The 15,579-nt window shown below is 59.4% G+C and carries 14 protein-coding genes; 7 read left to right on the plus strand and 7 right to left on the minus strand.

The window, feature by feature from the left end; genetic code table 11:
* Nucleotides 1-813: 813 nt before the first annotated feature.
* Nucleotides 814-1,437: a hypothetical protein gene (locus HMPREF3138_RS09350; RefSeq protein WP_038877589.1), complete on the minus strand. Its 624-nt coding sequence runs from the start codon at nt 1,435-1,437 to the stop codon at nt 814-816.
* A 547-nt stretch (nt 1,438-1,984) separates the two neighbouring features.
* Between HMPREF3138_RS09350 and HMPREF3138_RS09360 the strand changes: the two genes are divergently transcribed.
* Nucleotides 1,985-2,671 (plus strand): MarC family NAAT transporter, encoded by a 687-nt coding sequence (locus HMPREF3138_RS09360; protein ID WP_038877591.1) that lies wholly within the window; start codon nt 1,985-1,987, stop codon nt 2,669-2,671.
* A gap of 37 nt (nt 2,672-2,708) precedes the next feature.
* Here HMPREF3138_RS09360 and HMPREF3138_RS09365 read toward each other — a convergent pair whose 3' ends face one another.
* The 6 genes from HMPREF3138_RS09365 to HMPREF3138_RS09390 form a co-directional block, all read right to left on the minus strand.
* Complete coding sequence (locus HMPREF3138_RS09365; protein WP_038877593.1) at nt 2,709-3,842, minus strand: ABC transporter substrate-binding protein; 1,134 nt, start codon at nt 3,840-3,842, stop codon at nt 2,709-2,711.
* A 151-nt stretch (nt 3,843-3,993) separates the two neighbouring features.
* Complete coding sequence (locus HMPREF3138_RS09370; RefSeq protein WP_033638320.1) at nt 3,994-5,277, minus strand: SLC5/6 family protein; 1,284 nt, start codon at nt 5,275-5,277, stop codon at nt 3,994-3,996.
* 257 nt (nt 5,278-5,534) lie between these two features.
* Nucleotides 5,535-6,872 (minus strand): c-type cytochrome, encoded by a 1,338-nt coding sequence (locus tag HMPREF3138_RS09375; RefSeq protein ID WP_038877594.1) that lies wholly within the window; start codon nt 6,870-6,872, stop codon nt 5,535-5,537.
* A 12-nt stretch (nt 6,873-6,884) separates the two neighbouring features.
* Nucleotides 6,885-8,666 (minus strand): GMC family oxidoreductase, encoded by a 1,782-nt coding sequence (locus HMPREF3138_RS09380; RefSeq protein WP_025302609.1) that lies wholly within the window; start codon nt 8,664-8,666, stop codon nt 6,885-6,887.
* A gap of 2 nt (nt 8,667-8,668) precedes the next feature.
* Nucleotides 8,669-9,394, minus strand: a complete 726-nt coding sequence (locus tag HMPREF3138_RS09385; RefSeq protein WP_038877597.1) for a gluconate 2-dehydrogenase subunit 3 family protein — start codon at nt 9,392-9,394, stop codon at nt 8,669-8,671.
* Between the two features lie 307 nt (nt 9,395-9,701).
* Nucleotides 9,702-10,367, minus strand: coding sequence for a transglycosylase SLT domain-containing protein (locus HMPREF3138_RS09390; RefSeq protein WP_025159924.1), 666 nt, complete (start codon nt 10,365-10,367; stop codon nt 9,702-9,704).
* A 109-nt stretch (nt 10,368-10,476) separates the two neighbouring features.
* Between HMPREF3138_RS09390 and ghoS the strand changes: the two genes are divergently transcribed.
* The 6 genes from ghoS to HMPREF3138_RS09420 all read left to right on the plus strand — a co-directional run bounded on the left by ghoS (nt 10,477) and on the right by HMPREF3138_RS09420 (nt 15,560).
* Nucleotides 10,477-10,776 (plus strand): type V toxin-antitoxin system endoribonuclease antitoxin GhoS, encoded by a 300-nt coding sequence (gene ghoS, locus HMPREF3138_RS09395; protein ID WP_038877599.1) that lies wholly within the window; start codon nt 10,477-10,479, stop codon nt 10,774-10,776.
* Between the two features lie 131 nt (nt 10,777-10,907).
* Nucleotides 10,908-11,852, plus strand: a complete 945-nt coding sequence (locus HMPREF3138_RS09400; protein ID WP_038877601.1) for a metal ABC transporter substrate-binding protein — start codon at nt 10,908-10,910, stop codon at nt 11,850-11,852.
* Nucleotides 11,849-12,739: a manganese/iron ABC transporter ATP-binding protein gene (locus tag HMPREF3138_RS09405; RefSeq protein WP_038877603.1), complete on the plus strand. Its 891-nt coding sequence runs from the start codon at nt 11,849-11,851 to the stop codon at nt 12,737-12,739. The genes HMPREF3138_RS09400 and HMPREF3138_RS09405 overlap by 4 nt, the downstream gene beginning before the upstream one ends.
* The gene (gene yfeC / locus HMPREF3138_RS09410; RefSeq protein ID WP_038877606.1) at nt 12,739-13,599 is read left to right on the plus strand and encodes an iron/manganese ABC transporter permease subunit YfeC; all 861 of its coding nucleotides are present in this window, start codon (nt 12,739-12,741) and stop codon (nt 13,597-13,599) included. The genes HMPREF3138_RS09405 and yfeC overlap by 1 nt, the downstream gene beginning before the upstream one ends.
* A complete protein-coding gene (locus tag HMPREF3138_RS09415) occupies nt 13,599-14,453 on the plus strand; it encodes a metal ABC transporter permease (protein WP_038877608.1) in 855 nt (284 codons plus the stop codon). Before yfeC ends, HMPREF3138_RS09415 begins: the two co-directional genes overlap by 1 nt.
* A gap of 237 nt (nt 14,454-14,690) precedes the next feature.
* Nucleotides 14,691-15,560: a fructosamine kinase family protein gene (locus tag HMPREF3138_RS09420; protein WP_004931452.1), complete on the plus strand. Its 870-nt coding sequence runs from the start codon at nt 14,691-14,693 to the stop codon at nt 15,558-15,560.
* Nucleotides 15,561-15,579: the final 19 nt, after the last annotated feature.

The following is a 15,579-nucleotide window of genomic DNA, read 5'->3' on the forward strand; positions in this document are numbered from 1 at the left end:
TTTGAATGAGTAACTGGCAATGGCTCCCAGCAAGGTCATGCCGAACGCAATCAGCATTGAGAGAATGTTGGGTTCGTTCTTCCAGGGCATTTTCATAACCTCCCCCTTCCGGGGCTCTTTCCCGGCTTCGGGTTATGGGTAGGGTTCTGCCACCAGCCGTAAACGATTTGGCGATACGGAGTGTGCCAGGTGTGTGTCGGATGTTGGCTGGGGCTGAAATGCAAAAAGCCCCAGCGGTTTACTGGGGCTTACAGTCGTGGCCTTACTTAAACATGCATCTAAAAAACATTAATTAAATTAATGTCTCAATTGCCCTTGTCAGTACACGCCTACGCGTGAAATTCGGTTCATTGATGCGCTCCTCTGCTAGCTTAGCTAGTATGCCATTCAAGCAAACAACGTAGCCTTTACTGGAAAGACTGCGAACCGCTCGTCCGATTTCGGAATTAATGCTGTCTATATTTTCAATCCTACCCATAGTCACCTCCATTTTACTAACAGGAAGAAACAAATTAGATCGATTAAACAATAAGCGATATAGCAAAAATCTCAAACAATAGGTCATCGGATGAGACTGCAAGGGTTCCGATGCTGCCGACTCGACCGGACTGCCATCTTGTTCTTCATCACAACGGAAAGAACACTCCGCTCAACCGCAACGTTACCGCCCGTCTCGCCGCAAATGCTCTTACCTGTTGTGATCAAAAAGGCCACCCGAAGGCAGCCTTTGAAATTTTTGAATCCACCTTAACAATCAGACGGATTTCTAGTGTTAGAGTGAGAATATTGTTCCGGATAAATAAAGCGCCGCCCTCACGCTTTCGCGTCATCCGGCGCAAAAACGGTTTTCATGTAGCTCAGGGTGGCCAGCAGGCACAGGCCGTAGCCCAGCAGTTCACAGCCCTCTTCCACCATGTTTTTCACTACCCGGTTATAACCGTCCAACATCAGCGTTTGCCACAGCACGCTCATGCCGAACAGGCGTGAAAACACCAGAATGCACAGCAGGCCCGCGCACATCATGCCGTAGCCGGGATGCGTTACGAAATCGGCCAGGCCGCGCAGCGTCGCCGCGATGTGCCTGGCGGCATACCACAGGCAAACCAAGGCGACCGCCAGCGCGAACCACACCCACGCACCGTGCCACAGCGCATCGAAGGCGAAGTCCATCTCGCGGATCAACATGCAGAGAAAGAAGCCGCCGACCAGCATCCAGGCGGAGCGGCGTTCAGCCTGTCGCCAGGCCGCGGCGAAAAAACCACCGGCGATGGCGAGCAGCAACAGTTCCTGCGCCACTTCGGTCAGCGAGGTTTCATGCACGAAGTTGTGCAGCCAGTGTACGTCGATAAACACCAGGCCGACCAAGGCCGCCAAAAAAGCGCCGGAAAGCGCGAATGCGCCGATTTTCCCCAGTAAAAGTTTCAACTCGTCTTGCATAATCAGTCTCATTATCGTTTTAAAGCGCGCCTATGGTAGGCAGCTGAGCCTGCAGGGTGTAGCAATTGATGCGAAACGCCGGCCTTTACCGGCCAACTGCGGCGAAAAAGGCCATAAAAAAACAAAAATTGCGCACCTTTTCCGAACGCAGCGCATTTTGTCATCGCCGCTCGGCGATATATCTGCTCCACGTGGCGGTCTTCGCCGCCAGCCACTATCCTGAAACCAGTCAGCTCCCACCGAGGCCCATGCAAATATGAACCGGTTACTCGCAGTCCTCGTCGTGCTATGCGCGGTATTAGCGACGCTGTATGGGCTGGTGCATTTCGGCGCGCGTTCAATGCCGCGAGCGATTGCGGTCAATGAAGCGCCGCTGGGCTGTGAGGATGAACCGGAGCTCGCCGGCGAGTGCAATGGCGAAGAGGAAACGCCGGCCGACGGTTAATTAACCTTCCGAGCTATCCCCATTGCCGCCAGGCACGCGGCAGGCTAGGCTGTTCAGCTCATGAGCCGCCTGGCGGCTTGAACGTTGCACAGGGAGTTTTTTATGACGGGTATTTTGCAGTTATTCCAGGCCATCGGACTGGGTTTGGTACTGCTGTTGCCGCTGGCCAACCCGCTGACCACGGTGGCGTTGCTGCTCGGGTTGTCCGGCAATATGACGCGCGAAGAGCGTAATCAGCAGTCGCTGATGGCCTCGGTTTATGTGTTCTGCATCATGACGGTGGCGTTTTACGCCGGGCAGGTGGTGATGAACACCTTCGGCATTTCGATCCCCGGCCTGCGCATCGCCGGCGGGCTGATCGTCGCCTTCATCGGTTTTCGCATGTTGTTCCCCCAGCAGAGCCCTGAAGAGGCGCCGGAGGTGGAGAGCAAGTCACACGAGCTGCGCCATAAGACGTCGGCCAACATCGCCTTCGTGCCATTGGCCATGCCGAGCACCGCCGGGCCGGGTACCATCGCGATGATCATCAGCTCGGCGTCGAGCGTCAAAGCGAACACGCTGGGTTTTGAACCCTGGGTGCTGGCCGTGGCACCGGTCGCCATCTTTCTGACGGTCGCGGTGATCCTGTGGGGCTGCCTGCTCAGTTCCGGCGCCATCATGCGCTTGGTGGGGAAAAGCGGCATCGAGGCGATCTCGCGCCTGATGGGCTTCCTGCTGGTGTGCATGGGCGTGCAGTTCATCATCAACGGCGTACTGGAGATTATCTCCACCTATACGCCGGCCGCCTGACGATAAAAAACGGGCGCGATCGTCGCGCCCGTTGCCGTTATTTCCCCGCCGGCGCCTGCGCGCCCAAAATGCCCTTGCCTTCCGGCACTTCGGTAAAGCGGCTGAGGATCTCGCTGTAGGTCTTGGCCGGATCCAGATCCGGGAACTGCGCCGGATAGATAAACTTCGCCAGATACTCCAGCCCGACGATGTTGTACGGGTGGTTGTAGAAGTTATGGTAGATGCCGTAGAACCGCCCTTCCTTCACCGCCGACACCTGAGCGAACCCCGGGCGCTGCTTCATGCGGTTGAAAGCCTCATCCACCTGCTGCTGCGTCACGCCATAGCCAAACGGCACCGCAGCGTTGGTCTTGCTGGCCCACTGCGAACCGGAAACGATGTAGGCGTCCGGCTTCATGCTGATCACTTTCTCCAGCGCCACGTCGCCGGTGGCGCCCGGCAGCAGCGCAGAGCCGATATTGCGCGCGCCGACCGCCTCTACCAGCGCGCCCCAACCGACGTGAGCATGGGTGAAGCAGCAGGATTCCAGCCCATTGAGGCCTGCCTTGGCCTCAAAGAATACCAGCGGCTTGGGTTCCACCGTCTGCGTCTTGGCCAGAATGGCCTGATAATGCTGCTGATAATAATCGGTATATTGCTTGGCTTCGCTTTCGCGGTTGAGGGTTTCCCCCAGCAGCGTCACGCTTTTCGGCGTGTTTTCCACCGGCTTGAGCATGGTGTCGATAAACAGCACCGGCACGTTCAACGCCTTCAGCTTATCCAGCACGCCGGTTTGGTTCAGGGAAGGTTTGGAGCGCAGCTGGGCGATCATCAAATCGGGGCGTTTGGCGATCACGCTTTCCAGATTGACTTCGCCCTTGTCGCTGAACCCCATATCGATGATGTTTTTCGCTGCCGGCCATTTGCTTTGCAAGATGTCCCAGGTCGCCGCATCGCTTTTCTTCAGCAGGTTATTCCAGGCCACCAGCCGATCGAACGGGTTGGCGCGGTCGAGCAGCGCCAGCGTGAGAATATCGCGCCCGTCCTGCACCACGATGCGTTTTGGCTCTTGCTGGAGGGTGAGTGTCTGGCCGGAAGTGTCGGTCAGGGTCAGCGGATAGGTAGTGGCCATCGCCGGGGCGGAAAGCGCGGCGGCGCAAACCAGCGCCGACAGAGTGATTCGACGGTGCACGAAAAGCTCCTTGGTAAACAATTCAACCAGGGAATAGTAATGAGAATGGCTAGCATTATCAAAGGTCGCGCCGCGTTGCCGGGCGATTAATTGCAAAGGGATGTGTAACGCGGGATGAAGAGGCGCGCCGGAAAGCGGCGCGCCCTGAGGATCACACCAGGCCGTAGATCAGCGCCGACAGCGCAATCAGGCCCATCACCAGCACGAAGACGTTGCTCGCCGCGCGGTATTTACGCATTGCCGGCACCGCACGCACCGCGTACATCGGCAGAATGAACAGGATGGCGGCAATCAGCGGGCCACTGATGGTTTCAATGATGTGCAGCGCGCTGGGGTTCCACACCGTCGCCGCCCAGGTGAGCAGGAACAGCGACACCGCCGAGATGCGGTGCGTCATACGCGAACTGAGCGGTTTGCCGACCGCGCGCGTGACGCCGTCGATCAGGCTGGTCGCCCCTTCCGTCACCCCCAGCGAGGTACCGAGATAGGATTTGGCCATTGCCAGCATCGCCATCACCGGGCCGAGATAGGCGATCAGCGGGTTGGAGAACTTGTTGGCCAGCGTGGTCAGCACCGTGATGTTCTGGTCTTTCGCCTGCTGCATGTCTTCATGGGACAGGCTCAGCACGCAGCTGAACACGAAGAACAGCACGGTGACGCAGATCAGCACATAGCTGTAGCGCATGATGCGCGCGCAGCGGCGTTCCGCCTTGTCGCCGTACAGGCTCTTCTGCGTCGAGGCGAAGGAAGAGATGATCGGCGCATGGCTGAAGGAGAACACCATCACCGGCACCGCCAGCCACAGCGAATGCCACAGTCCCGGCGTGTCGAAGCGGGTGGCGGCCAGGCCGTGAACGAAGTTGGCGGTATTCCAGCTCGGCATCAGGTACAGCGAAATGCCCATCAGGAACACCAGCAGCGGAAACACCAGCATGCCCATTGCCGCCACGATGCTGTCTTTGCCGCGCAGCAGCACCAGATTGAGCACCACCACCACCGCCAGGCTCAGCCAGATGCGCGGTAGCGGCGCCACGTGGAACTGATGGATCAGGAAGCTGTCCAGCGCGTTGGTGATCGAAATGCTGTACACCAGCACGATCGGGAAGAACGCCATCAGATACAGCATCATGATGATTTTGCCGGCCAGCACGCCGAAGTGTTCCACCACCACATCGTGAATATTGCCGTCGCGGCTGGAGCCGGACAGCACGAAGCGGCTGAGCGCGCGGTGCGGCAAATAGGTCAGCGGGAAAGCGAACAGCGCCATCAACAGCAGCACCAGCGGGCCGTTCAAACCGGCGTTGATCGGCAAGAACAGCGTGCCGGCACCCACCGCGGTGGCATAAAGACCGAACATCCAGACGGTGTCGGTTTTGTTCCATTTGGCTGGCTGAGCGGCCGTCAGCGTGCCTGAATCGGGAGAAATCGTACTCATGAGACAGTCTACCTTAATCTGCGGCGCCAACGATTGCGCCTAACGGGATATCCTTCTCCGCGAACTTTTTAATAGTAATCAGTGAATTAAAGCGATATTTCATACTTACGCCTGATGAAAGGACGGCAAAGGATAATGAAAAATCCGCTGCGGGTCTATGTTTTATCGGCCGAACGGACGATTTGCGAACAGGAAATGCTGAAAAAACCGGCATGCACAGAAAAAACTAAGGGCCCCTTGCGGAGCCCTTAAGCGGTTTACTTCTTCGCGTCAGGATGGTCCGGCACCTCGGCGCTGCCCATCGCCTTCTCGTCGCGGATCATCGAGCGGTCTTTACGCACGTCGGCCACGTCGGAGGCGCTCACCGGTTTGGCGCTGTTGCCCCAGCTGGTGCGGATGAAGTTCACCACGTCCGCCACCTGCTGATCGTTCAGACGCCAGCCGAACGGCGGCATGGTGATGTTGGACACCGCCCCCTGCACCGCCGGCGTAGTGTTGCCGGTCAGCACGATGTGGATCAGCGAGGTCGCGTCCTCGGTCTGCACCACCGGGTTGCCCTTCAGCGACGGGAAAGCGCGCTTGTAGCCCACGCCGTCGGTGCGGTGGCAGGCCGCGCAGTTATCGACATACAGCGCCGCGCCGGGCTTGCTGTCGTCACCGCGCCACAGATCCTTGGCCACGCTGTCTTCGACCGGAGCCGCCTGCTGCTTGCCGTCTTTCGGCGGCAGCGATTTCAGGTAGCGTGCGATGGCGGTCAGATCGTCGTCGCTCAGGTATTGCAGACTATGCTCCACCACGTCGCTCATGCCGCCAAACACGAGCGCCTTGTCGTTACGGCCGGTTTTCAGGAACTCGGTCAGCTCGGCTTCGCTCCAGCTGCCCAGGCCATCCTTACGGTCGCTGCGCAGGCTGGAAGCCACCCAGCCGTCGATCGGCGCGTTGCTGCCGGACAGATAGTCGTCGCTTTCGCTGTTGCTCAGCGCTTTTTCCTGCATGGTGATGCTGCGCGGGGTATGGCAAGCGCCGCAGTGGCCCAGGCCTTCCACCAGATAACGGCCGCGCTCAATCACTGGATCGGCCTTGGCATCAGCCACGAAGTCCGCCGGCGACGGCGCAAACATGCCGCGCCAGATGCTCAGCGGCCAGCGCATCGACAGCGGCCACGGGATGTCGGAATCCTTGTTGGCCTGCTCCACCGGCTGCACGCCGTGCATGAAATAGGCATACATGGCGCGCATGTCTTCCTCTTTCACCAGCGCGAACGACGGGTACGGCATTGCCGGGTACAGGGTGCTGCCGTTTTTGGCTACGCCCTTACGCACCGCGTTGTCGAAATCTTCGAAGCTGTAATCACCGATGCCGGTTTTCTTGTCCGGCGTGATGTTGGTGGAATAGATGGTGCCGATCGGCGTTTCCATCGCCAGACCGCCGGCGAAGGTTTTGCCGCTCTTGCCGTCGGTGTGGCAGGCCACGCAGTCGCCGGCGCGCGCCAGGTATTCACCGCGCTTGATAAGCTCGCTGCTGACGGTGGCGTCCTGCGCCCAAACGGAAAAACTCACTGCACTGAGAACCAGTGCCGGTACAAATGCTTTCATCGTTCGCCGTCCTTATGCCTGCACCAATGGGCCTGGGTTTTTCAGATACTGCTCGCGAATAGCGCGGGCAGACCAGTAAGCCAGCGCCGCCACGGTGCCGGTCGGGTTGTAGCCCAGCCCCTGCGGGAAGGCCGAGGCGCCGATCGAGAACACGTTGTGCACGTCCCAGCTCTGCAGATAGCGGTTGACCGCGCTGGTCTTCGGATCTTCCCCCATTACCGCGCCGCCGTTCATGTGGGTGGTCTGGTAGCTGGTGGTGTCGAAGTGGCTGTTGGCGTTTTTCGGGCTGCCGGCGATCAGTTTCGGGTTCATCGCCTTGGCGATCGGCGCCATCTTGTCGTACATGAACTGCGCCATCTTGATGTCGTTTTCCTGCCAGTCGAACGTCATGCGCAGCAGCGGCTGGCCAAAGACGTTCTTGTAGTTGGGATCGAGATCCAGATAGTTGTTGCGGTACGACTGGTGCGCGCCGTGGGCGTCCATCGAAACGTGGTGGGTGTAGGCATCCGCCACCGCCGCTTTCCACTTGCTGCCCCAGGCCGGGGTGCCCGGAGGGGTCGGCAGGCCGGAGATCGGCTTGGTGCCCGCCTGATTGACCCAGAATGGCGAACCGCCGACGAAGCCTTCTTTGGCGTGGTCGAAGTTATCGGCGTTGAAGTCGTCCACGCCCACGCCGTTGCCGCCGGCGCCGATGAACGGGTTGGTAAACACGTCTTTATCAAAGAACGCCTTGATGGTGGTCATGTTCTGGTAGGCGAAGTTGCGCCCGACCACGCCTTCGCCGGTCACCGGATCGTAAGGCTTGCCGATGCCGGACAGCAGCATCAGGTGCACGTTGTGGAACTGGAACGCGCCCAGGATCACCAGATCGGCCGGCTGTTCAATCTCGCGGCCCTGCGCATCGACGTAGTTCACGCCGGTGGCGCGGGACTTGTCGTCGGTCAGGTTGACCTTCAGCACGTTGGCGTTGGTGCGTAGCTCGAAGCGTTTTTCCATGCGCAGCGCCGGCAGAATGTTGACGTTCGGCGAAGCTTTGGAATACATGTAGCAGGCGTAGCCGCTGCAGAAACCGCAGAAGTTGCACGGGCCCATCTGCGCGCCGTACGGGTTGGTGTAAGAGTCCGAGGTATTGGCGGACGGCAGGTTGTATGGGTGATAACCCACCTCCAGCGCCGCTTTTTCGAACAGCTGGGCGGAGTAGGTATTTTTCTGCGCCGGCAGCGGGAAGTCGCTGGAGCGATCCGCCGCAAAGCGGTTGCCGCCCTTCTGCGCCACTTTCTGCCCTTTGATGGTCCAGGCGGTGCCGGAGGTGCCGAACACTTTCTCCGCTTTGTCGAAGAACGGTTCCAGCTCGTCGTAGGTCACGCCGAAGTCCTGTATGGTCATATCCTTCGGAATGAAGTTTTTGCCGTAGCGCTCTTCATAGTGGCTGCGCATGCGCAGTTCGATCGGATCGACGCGGAAATGCACGCCCGACCAATGCAGGCCGGCGCCGCCGACGCCGGTGCCCGGCAGGAACGCCGCCAGCTGGCGGTAAGGCACCGCGGTCTGGCTGCTGTTGTGGCGAATGGTGACGGTGCTTTTCGACAGATCCTGGAACAGCTTGCGTCGAATGTTATAGGTCAGCTCGTCGATCACCTGCGGGTAAGACCCGTCCGGATAGGTATCGCGCATCGGGCCGCGCTCCAGCGCCACCACGTTGAGGCCGGCCTCGGTCAGCTCTTTGGCCATGATCGCGCCCACCCAGCCGAAGCCGACGATCACCGCGTCTACTTTTTTCATTACCGTTGCCATGATTAGCCCCTCTCCCCACGAATCGAGACCGGCGGGAAGGGATAACGCTCCCCTCGCTCAACCCAGTCCATAAAATCGGCGCGCGCGCCCGGAAAATTAATCAGCTTCCAGCCCACCATGTCTTTGTTGCCGCCATGGATAGGATCGCTGAAGAAACCTTCGCGGGTGTTTTGCAGCAGATAGGAGAAGAACAGTTTCGACGGCAGCTGCTGGAACTCCGCCTCGCCGGACTCAAACTTTTGCAGCATGGCGTCTTGCTGCGCGCCATCCAGTTCGGCGAAGGGTTTGCCGGCGGTTTTCTTGCTGTAGGCGTCGGCGTCACTGATGCCGAGGTTGTAGATTTGCTTGGGCACCAGCGGCAGCTGATAGCCCATCTCCTTCGGCACATCGGGGTTGAACGGCCCCTGCATGTACCAGATGGAGCCGGTGGCGTACGGGGTATTCATCTGGCGATCGATAAACTCCGGCACGCCGGCTTCCAGTGCGCCGGGGCCGCGTTCATCGGCCGGGATCAGGCGCGCGACGGCGGCCTTGATGAAGGCCCACTCTTCCGGGGTGAAGAAGGTCGGTTGGTAATCGTTCTGCGTTGTGGTGTTCGAGGCCGCGACCGCCGGTGTCGGTGCCGTCAGCGCGCCAACGCCGCTGCCACCAATTACCGCCGCAGGAATTAAGGTCATCGATTTCAACAAGAAATCGCGCCGCGAATTGTTGGTTTTATGGTTCGACATGTCACATTCCATCCAAAGATAGTCACAACTATTTAACCGCAACCTTGCGATCGATACGGGTTTTTAAAATAATTTGTTACTTATTTGTATATTTATTGAAGGTCACAATGCGCGCAAAAGCAAAAATGTTACCGGTAACTTATTGAATGAACGTAAAGATTTATCTACTACCGTAAATTTAACTTTTTGTGCGGTTTTTCTGATAAGCAGTGAGGAAATAACGAAAAATGAGAAGTAAGTCGCGCACTGGAACGGCGCCGGAAACAAAATCGGCCGCGTTCAGCGGCCGATTCGACAGGATGGAGGGTTACTGCGACATCGCCTGGTAGGCGGTGGTCACCTTCCACAAATAGCGCGGCGCCTGCGGTGCCGGGTGCTTTTTCTGGATGTGCTGATAAAACTCATCCGGGCTCATCTGATTGATGCGATTGACCGCCACGCGCTTGTCCGAGGAGAAGGTGCGCAACATGGCGCCCGCCCCGTTCACGTACGAAACGATGGTGGCATAACGCAAAGTCTGTGGGTTGTTGATCCCGGCTAGCTGCTGGCTTTGAAGAATATTGATATAGGCCGTTCCCAGATCAATATTGACCGCCGGATCCTTCAGCTCTCGCGAGCTGGGTTGCCCGCTTCGTCCTTTCATGCGATAGGCGTCGCGGCCGGCGGTAGAAGCCTTAAGCTGCATCAATCCCACTGCGTTCGAGGTGCTGACCACGTTCGGGTTAAACCCGGACTCCACCTGAATAATCGCTTTAATCAGCGTTTCGTCGACGCCATAGTTGCTGGCGGCCTGACGAATGTAATCGTTATAGACAACCGGCGTGCCTGTGCGGTTTACCGGTGCCTGCGGAGGGGGTTTTAACCAACCGCCGCGCGTTGTGCCACTGCCTGAAATATTGCTTGCCGTTTGCGGGTCTTTGGCGCACCCCGACAAAAGTAAAATTGCCGTAAGGCAACCTATTTTTGTTTTCACAGAATCCCTCACTCCTTTCAATGAGTTGCGTAGCATATACAACTTGTAAGGACACCTGCAGTAATTTTTTGGACTAATCTCAAGCTATCCATATACCAAGAGGTGATTTATGAGTCAATCTGCAACAAGCTGCTTTGTGGTGACTTTTCGCTATCAGGAAGAAGGATTGACCGACCTGGCGAAGCTGACCGGGCAATTGACGCGGGAGGGTTTTGTCACGTCGGTGACAGACGAGAATGGCGTTCACCACGAACTCGGCAGCAACAGTTTTGCGTTTATAACCGTGCTGGATCAAGAGGATGTACAGCGGCTGGCGCAGGGGTTTGGGCAGTTGGCCTTGGGAAAACAGCCGGAGGTGGCGATATGCAGCTGTAAGGACTACCTTCAGCGGTTACATACTGATACATAAAATGCTATAACTCCCCGGACGGTATTATTTTTTCAGTTGGAGAAATACCCCGCCGGCGGTGGGCAAGTGACGCTTGACTTCGCTTCAATTGATATTGATAATCATTTTCATTTGAACCAGGAGACGTCATCATGCCATTGATAAGTTGCACTTTTCGCCGCAGTCGCCTTCCCCGCGCTGCCGCACTGTTACGCCCTTTCACGCTCGCCTGCCTGCTGCTCGGCGCCGCCGTGGCCAGCCCACACGCGCTGGCGGAAAAGAAGCTGCGCGTGGTGACCACCTTTACCATCATTCAGGACATCGCCCAGAACGTGGCGGGTGACGCCGCCGTGGTAGAATCCATCACCAAACCGGGCGCCGAGATCCACGACTATCAACCTACCCCGCGCGACATCGTCAAGGCGCAGCACGCCGATCTGATCCTGTGGAACGGCATGAACCTGGAACGCTGGTTCCAGCGCTTCTTCGAGAATATCAAGCAGGTGCCGGCGGCGGTCGTGACCGAAGGCATCACCCCACTGCCGATCCGCGAAGGGCCGTATAACGGCAACCCGAACCCGCATGCCTGGATGTCGCCGAGCAACGCGCTGGTGTACATCGAGAACATCCGTAAGGCGCTGGTAGAGCACGATCCGGCCCATGCGGAAACCTACAACCGCAACGCCAAGGCCTACGCAGAGAAGATCGGCGCGCTGGACGCCCCGCTGCGCGAACGCCTGGCACGCATTCCTGCCGCACAGCGTTGGCTGGTGACCAGCGAAGGCGCCTTCAGCTATCTGGCGCAGGACTACCAGCTGAAAGAAGTTTATCTTTGGCCGATCAACGCCGATGAGCAAGGCTCGCCGCAGCAGGTGCGTCGGGTGATCGACGCGGTGCGCGCCCACCATATTCCGGTGGTGTTCAGCGAGAGCACCATTTCCGACAAGCCGGCCAAGCAGGTGGCGAAAGAGACCGGCGCCAAATACGGCGGCGTGCTGTACGTGGATTCGCTGTCCACCCGCGATGGCCCGGTGCCGACCTATATCGACCTGCTCAACACCACCGTGCAAACCATCGCCAAAGGATTCGATCAATGACCCATGAACCGTTTGTCCGCCCAGAATTGAACGTGGACGACGTCACCGTAACCTACAACAACGGGCACACCGCCATTCATAACGCCAGCTTTACCCTGAGCGGCGGTTCGATCTGCGCGCTGGTCGGCGTCAACGGCAGCGGCAAATCGACGTTGTTCAAAAGCATCATGGGCCTGGTCAGGCCCACTACCGGCCAGGTGTCGCTGAGCGACAAACCGGTGGCGGACGCGCTGAAAAAGAACCTGATCGCCTACGTGCCGCAGACAGAAGACGTCGACTGGAACTTTCCGGTGCTGGTGGAAGACGTGGTGATGATGGGCCGTTACGGCAAGATGAACTTCCTGCGCATCCCGTCGCGCGAAGACCGGCTGCGGGTCGACAAGGCGCTGGAGCGCGTCGGCCTGAGCGAGCTGCGCAGCCGACAGATCGGCGAGCTGTCCGGCGGCCAGAAAAAACGCGTGTTTCTGGCGCGCGCGCTGGCGCAACAGGGCACGGTACTGCTGCTGGACGAGCCGTTCACCGGCGTGGATGTAAAAACCGAGAACGCCATTATCGAGCTGCTGCGCGCGCTGCGCGACGAGGGGCACCTGATCCTGGTCTCCACCCATAACCTCGGCAGCGTGCCGGAGTTTTGCGATCGGGTGATCCTCATCAACCGCACGGTGCTGGCCGCCGGCCCGACCGAGACCACTTTCACCCAGAGCAACCTGGAACAGGCGTTCGGCGGCGTGCTGCGCCATATCAACCTCTCCGGCCCGGATCTGCACGACGACAACGATCCGCGCACCGTTACGGTGTTGACCGACGATGAGCGCCCCGCGGTGTTCTACGGCCACACCAAGAGCGATCCGCCGGCCAACAGCCAGGCCAGGGAGAAACAATCCTGATGCTGGACCTTCTGCTGCAGCCTTTCAGTTATAACTACATGGTGAAAGCCATCTGGGTCAGCGCCATCGTCGGTGCCGCCTGCGCGTTCCTCTCCGCCTATCTGATGTTGAAAGGCTGGTCGCTGATGGGCGACGCGCTGTCGCACTCAGTGGTGCCCGGCGTAGCCGGCGCCTACGCCCTCGGCCTGCCCTACGCCGCCGGCGCCTTCTTCACCGGCATGCTGGCGGCGCTGGCGATGACGCTGGTGCGCCACATCACCCGGCTGCGCGAAGACGCCATCATCGGCTTTATCTTCTCCACCTTCTTCGCCGTCGGCCTGCTGATCGTGTCGCTCAACCCCACCGCGGTCAACGTACAGTCGATCATCTTCGGCAATATCCTCGGCATCGCCGATGAAGACGTGCTGCAGGTGGAAATCATCATCGGCGTTTCGCTGCTGATCCTGTGCCTGGTGTGGAAAGACCTGCTGGCGGTGTTCTTCGACGAAAGCCACGCGGTGTCGATCGGCCTGTCGCCGCTAAAGCTGAAGATCCTGTTCTTCACCCTGCTTAGCGCCTGCACCGTCGCCGCGCTGCAAACCGTCGGCGCCATTTTGGTGATCGCCATGGTGATCACGCCGGGCGCCACCGCCTACTTGCTGACCGATCGCTTCAGCCGGCTGGTGATCATCGCCATCATCATCGGTTCGCTGACCAGCGGCGTCGGCGCCTACCTGAGTTTCTTCCTCGACGGTGCCACCGGGGGCGTGATTGTCACCCTGCAAACGCTGGTGTTCCTGGCGGCGTTCTTCTTCGCGCCGAAGCACGGCCTGCTGGCGTCCCGGCGCCGCGTGGCGCATTCGCAAACCGGAGGCCGCTGATGGACACCCTGTATCAACTGCTCAGCGAACCCTTCGCCTACCCGTTCATGCAGCGGGCGATCGTCGCCGCCATCGTCACCGGCGTAGTGTGCGCCGTGCTCTCCTGCTATCTGGTGCTCAAAGGCTGGTCGCTGATGGGCGACGCCATCTCGCACGCGGTGCTGCCCGGCATCGTGGTGGCGTTCGTGGTCGGCATCCCGCTGGCGATCGGCGCGTTCCTCTCCGGCATCTTTTGCGCGGTAGCCACCGGCTACCTGAAAGAGAACAGCCGGGTGAAAGAAGACACGGTGATGGGCATCGTCTTTTCCGGCATGTTCGCCTTCGGCCTGGTGCTGTTCTCGCGCATCGATACCGACCAGCACCTGAGCCACATTCTATTCGGCAACATGCTGGGCATTACCGACGGCGAGCTGAAGCAAACCCTGCTGATCGCCGGCATCACCCTGGCGGTGGTGCTGCTCAAGCGTAAAGACTTCATGCTGTACTGCTTCGATCCGCATCATGCGCGGGTGATTGGCCTGCCGGTCAAGCTGCTGCACTACGGGCTGCTGTGCCTGCTGGCGATGACCATCGTCGCCTCGCTGCAGGCCGTGGGGGTGATCCTGGTGATCGCCATGCTGATCGCCCCCGGCATCATCGCCTTTATGCTGTGCCGCCGCTTCGACCGCATGCTGATGGTGGCGACGATAGTATCGGTGTTCTCCTGTGTGCTCGGCACCCTGATCAGCTTCCACATCGACGGCGCCACCGGACCCTGCATCGTCATCGTACAGGCCGTGCTGTTCGTTATCGCCTTGTTGTACAGCAAGCTGCGTCCGTTACAGCGTAACCAAAGCGCTCTCACCGGCGGTTAACTCACCGATGCGGCGATGCCCTCTGCTCGCCGCATCGCCTCCCCCCGCTCATCGCGTCGTTGTCATCAAGTTGCAACCGGTATTGCGCTTAAATTAATCAATAGGGTATATACTTTGAGCTGGCGAGGCGCTGAAAAAATCGCCGCCTTTGACGCCGGCTGTGCGCCGCGTCGTGTTTTCACCACGGGAAAGACGCTAACCTAATGAATTATCAGGCAGCACAGAGGGGGAAATACCATGTGGCAAGCCGTTAGCCGTCTGTTAAGTGAACATCTTGGCAGCGCAGAGATACGCGAAAGGATTGAACTGCCCGGGGGCGACATTCACCCGGCGTGGCGCGTGAGTTACGGTGACAACGAGGTGTTCGTGAAATGCGACGCCCGTGAACAACTGCCGATATTCACCGCCGAGGCCGATCAGCTGGCGTTGCTGGCGCGCAGCAAAAGCGTGCGGGTGCCGGAAGTGTACGGCGTCGGCAGCGATCGCGACTACAGCTTCCTGCTGCTGGAGTATCAGCAGCTGAAACCCCTCGACGCCCACGGCGCCTACTGTCTGGGCCAGCAGCTGGCGCACCTGCACCAGTGGAGCGAGCAACCGCAGTTCGGCCTCGACTTCGACAGCGATCTGACCACCACCCCGCAACCCAACGCCTGGCAGCGCCGCTGGTCGGAATTCTTCGCCGAACAGCGCATCGGCTGGCAGCTGCAGCTGGCGGCCGAGAAAGGCATGACCTTTGGTGACATCGACGACATCGTCGATCGGGTGTATCTGCGCTTGCAGCACCACCAGCCGCAGCCTTCGCTGCTGCACGGCAACCTGTGGCCGGGCAACTGCGCGATGACCGCCCACGGGCCGATTCTGTTCGATCCGGCCAGCTACTGGGGCGACCGGGAGTGCGATTTGGCGATGCTGCCGCTGTACCCCGAGCTGCCGCCGCAGATCTACGACGGCTATCAGAGCGTATGGCCGCTGGGGGCCGGATTTATCGAGCGCCAGCCGCTGTATCAGCTGTACTACCTGCTCAACCGCAGCAACCTGTTCGGTGGCCAGCATCTGGTGGCGGCGCAACGCGCGGTGGAGGCGCTGTTGCAGCCCGAGGCGTCATAACGTTCCGGGGCGCCGCTCG

Source organism: Serratia sp. HMSC15F11 (assembly GCF_001808215.1).
In the GTDB taxonomy this organism is placed as follows: Bacteria; Pseudomonadota; Gammaproteobacteria; order Enterobacterales; family Enterobacteriaceae; genus Serratia; species Serratia nevei.

Bases quoted from the DNA above. Each gene is read 5' to 3' on its own strand.
- HMPREF3138_RS09350 (WP_038877589.1), bottom strand. From the start codon at position 1,437: ATGCAAGACGAGTTGAAACTTTTACTGGGGAAAATCGGCGCATTCGCG.
- HMPREF3138_RS09360 (WP_038877591.1), top strand. From the start codon at position 1,985: ATGACGGGTATTTTGCAGTTATTCCAGGCCATCGGACTGGGTTTGGTA.
- HMPREF3138_RS09370 (WP_033638320.1), bottom strand. From the start codon at position 5,277: ATGAGTACGATTTCTCCCGATTCAGGCACGCTGACGGCCGCTCAGCCA.
- HMPREF3138_RS09375 (WP_038877594.1), bottom strand. From the start codon at position 6,872: ATGAAAGCATTTGTACCGGCACTGGTTCTCAGTGCAGTGAGTTTTTCC.
- HMPREF3138_RS09380 (WP_025302609.1), bottom strand. From the start codon at position 8,666: ATGGCAACGGTAATGAAAAAAGTAGACGCGGTGATCGTCGGCTTCGGC.
- HMPREF3138_RS09385 (WP_038877597.1), bottom strand. From the start codon at position 9,394: ATGTCGAACCATAAAACCAACAATTCGCGGCGCGATTTCTTGTTGAAA.
- ghoS (WP_038877599.1), top strand. From the start codon at position 10,477: ATGAGTCAATCTGCAACAAGCTGCTTTGTGGTGACTTTTCGCTATCAG.
- HMPREF3138_RS09400 (WP_038877601.1), top strand. From the start codon at position 10,908: ATGCCATTGATAAGTTGCACTTTTCGCCGCAGTCGCCTTCCCCGCGCT.
- HMPREF3138_RS09405 (WP_038877603.1), top strand. From the start codon at position 11,849: ATGACCCATGAACCGTTTGTCCGCCCAGAATTGAACGTGGACGACGTC.
- yfeC (WP_038877606.1), top strand. From the start codon at position 12,739: ATGCTGGACCTTCTGCTGCAGCCTTTCAGTTATAACTACATGGTGAAA.
- HMPREF3138_RS09415 (WP_038877608.1), top strand. From the start codon at position 13,599: ATGGACACCCTGTATCAACTGCTCAGCGAACCCTTCGCCTACCCGTTC.
- HMPREF3138_RS09420 (WP_004931452.1), top strand. From the start codon at position 14,691: ATGTGGCAAGCCGTTAGCCGTCTGTTAAGTGAACATCTTGGCAGCGCA.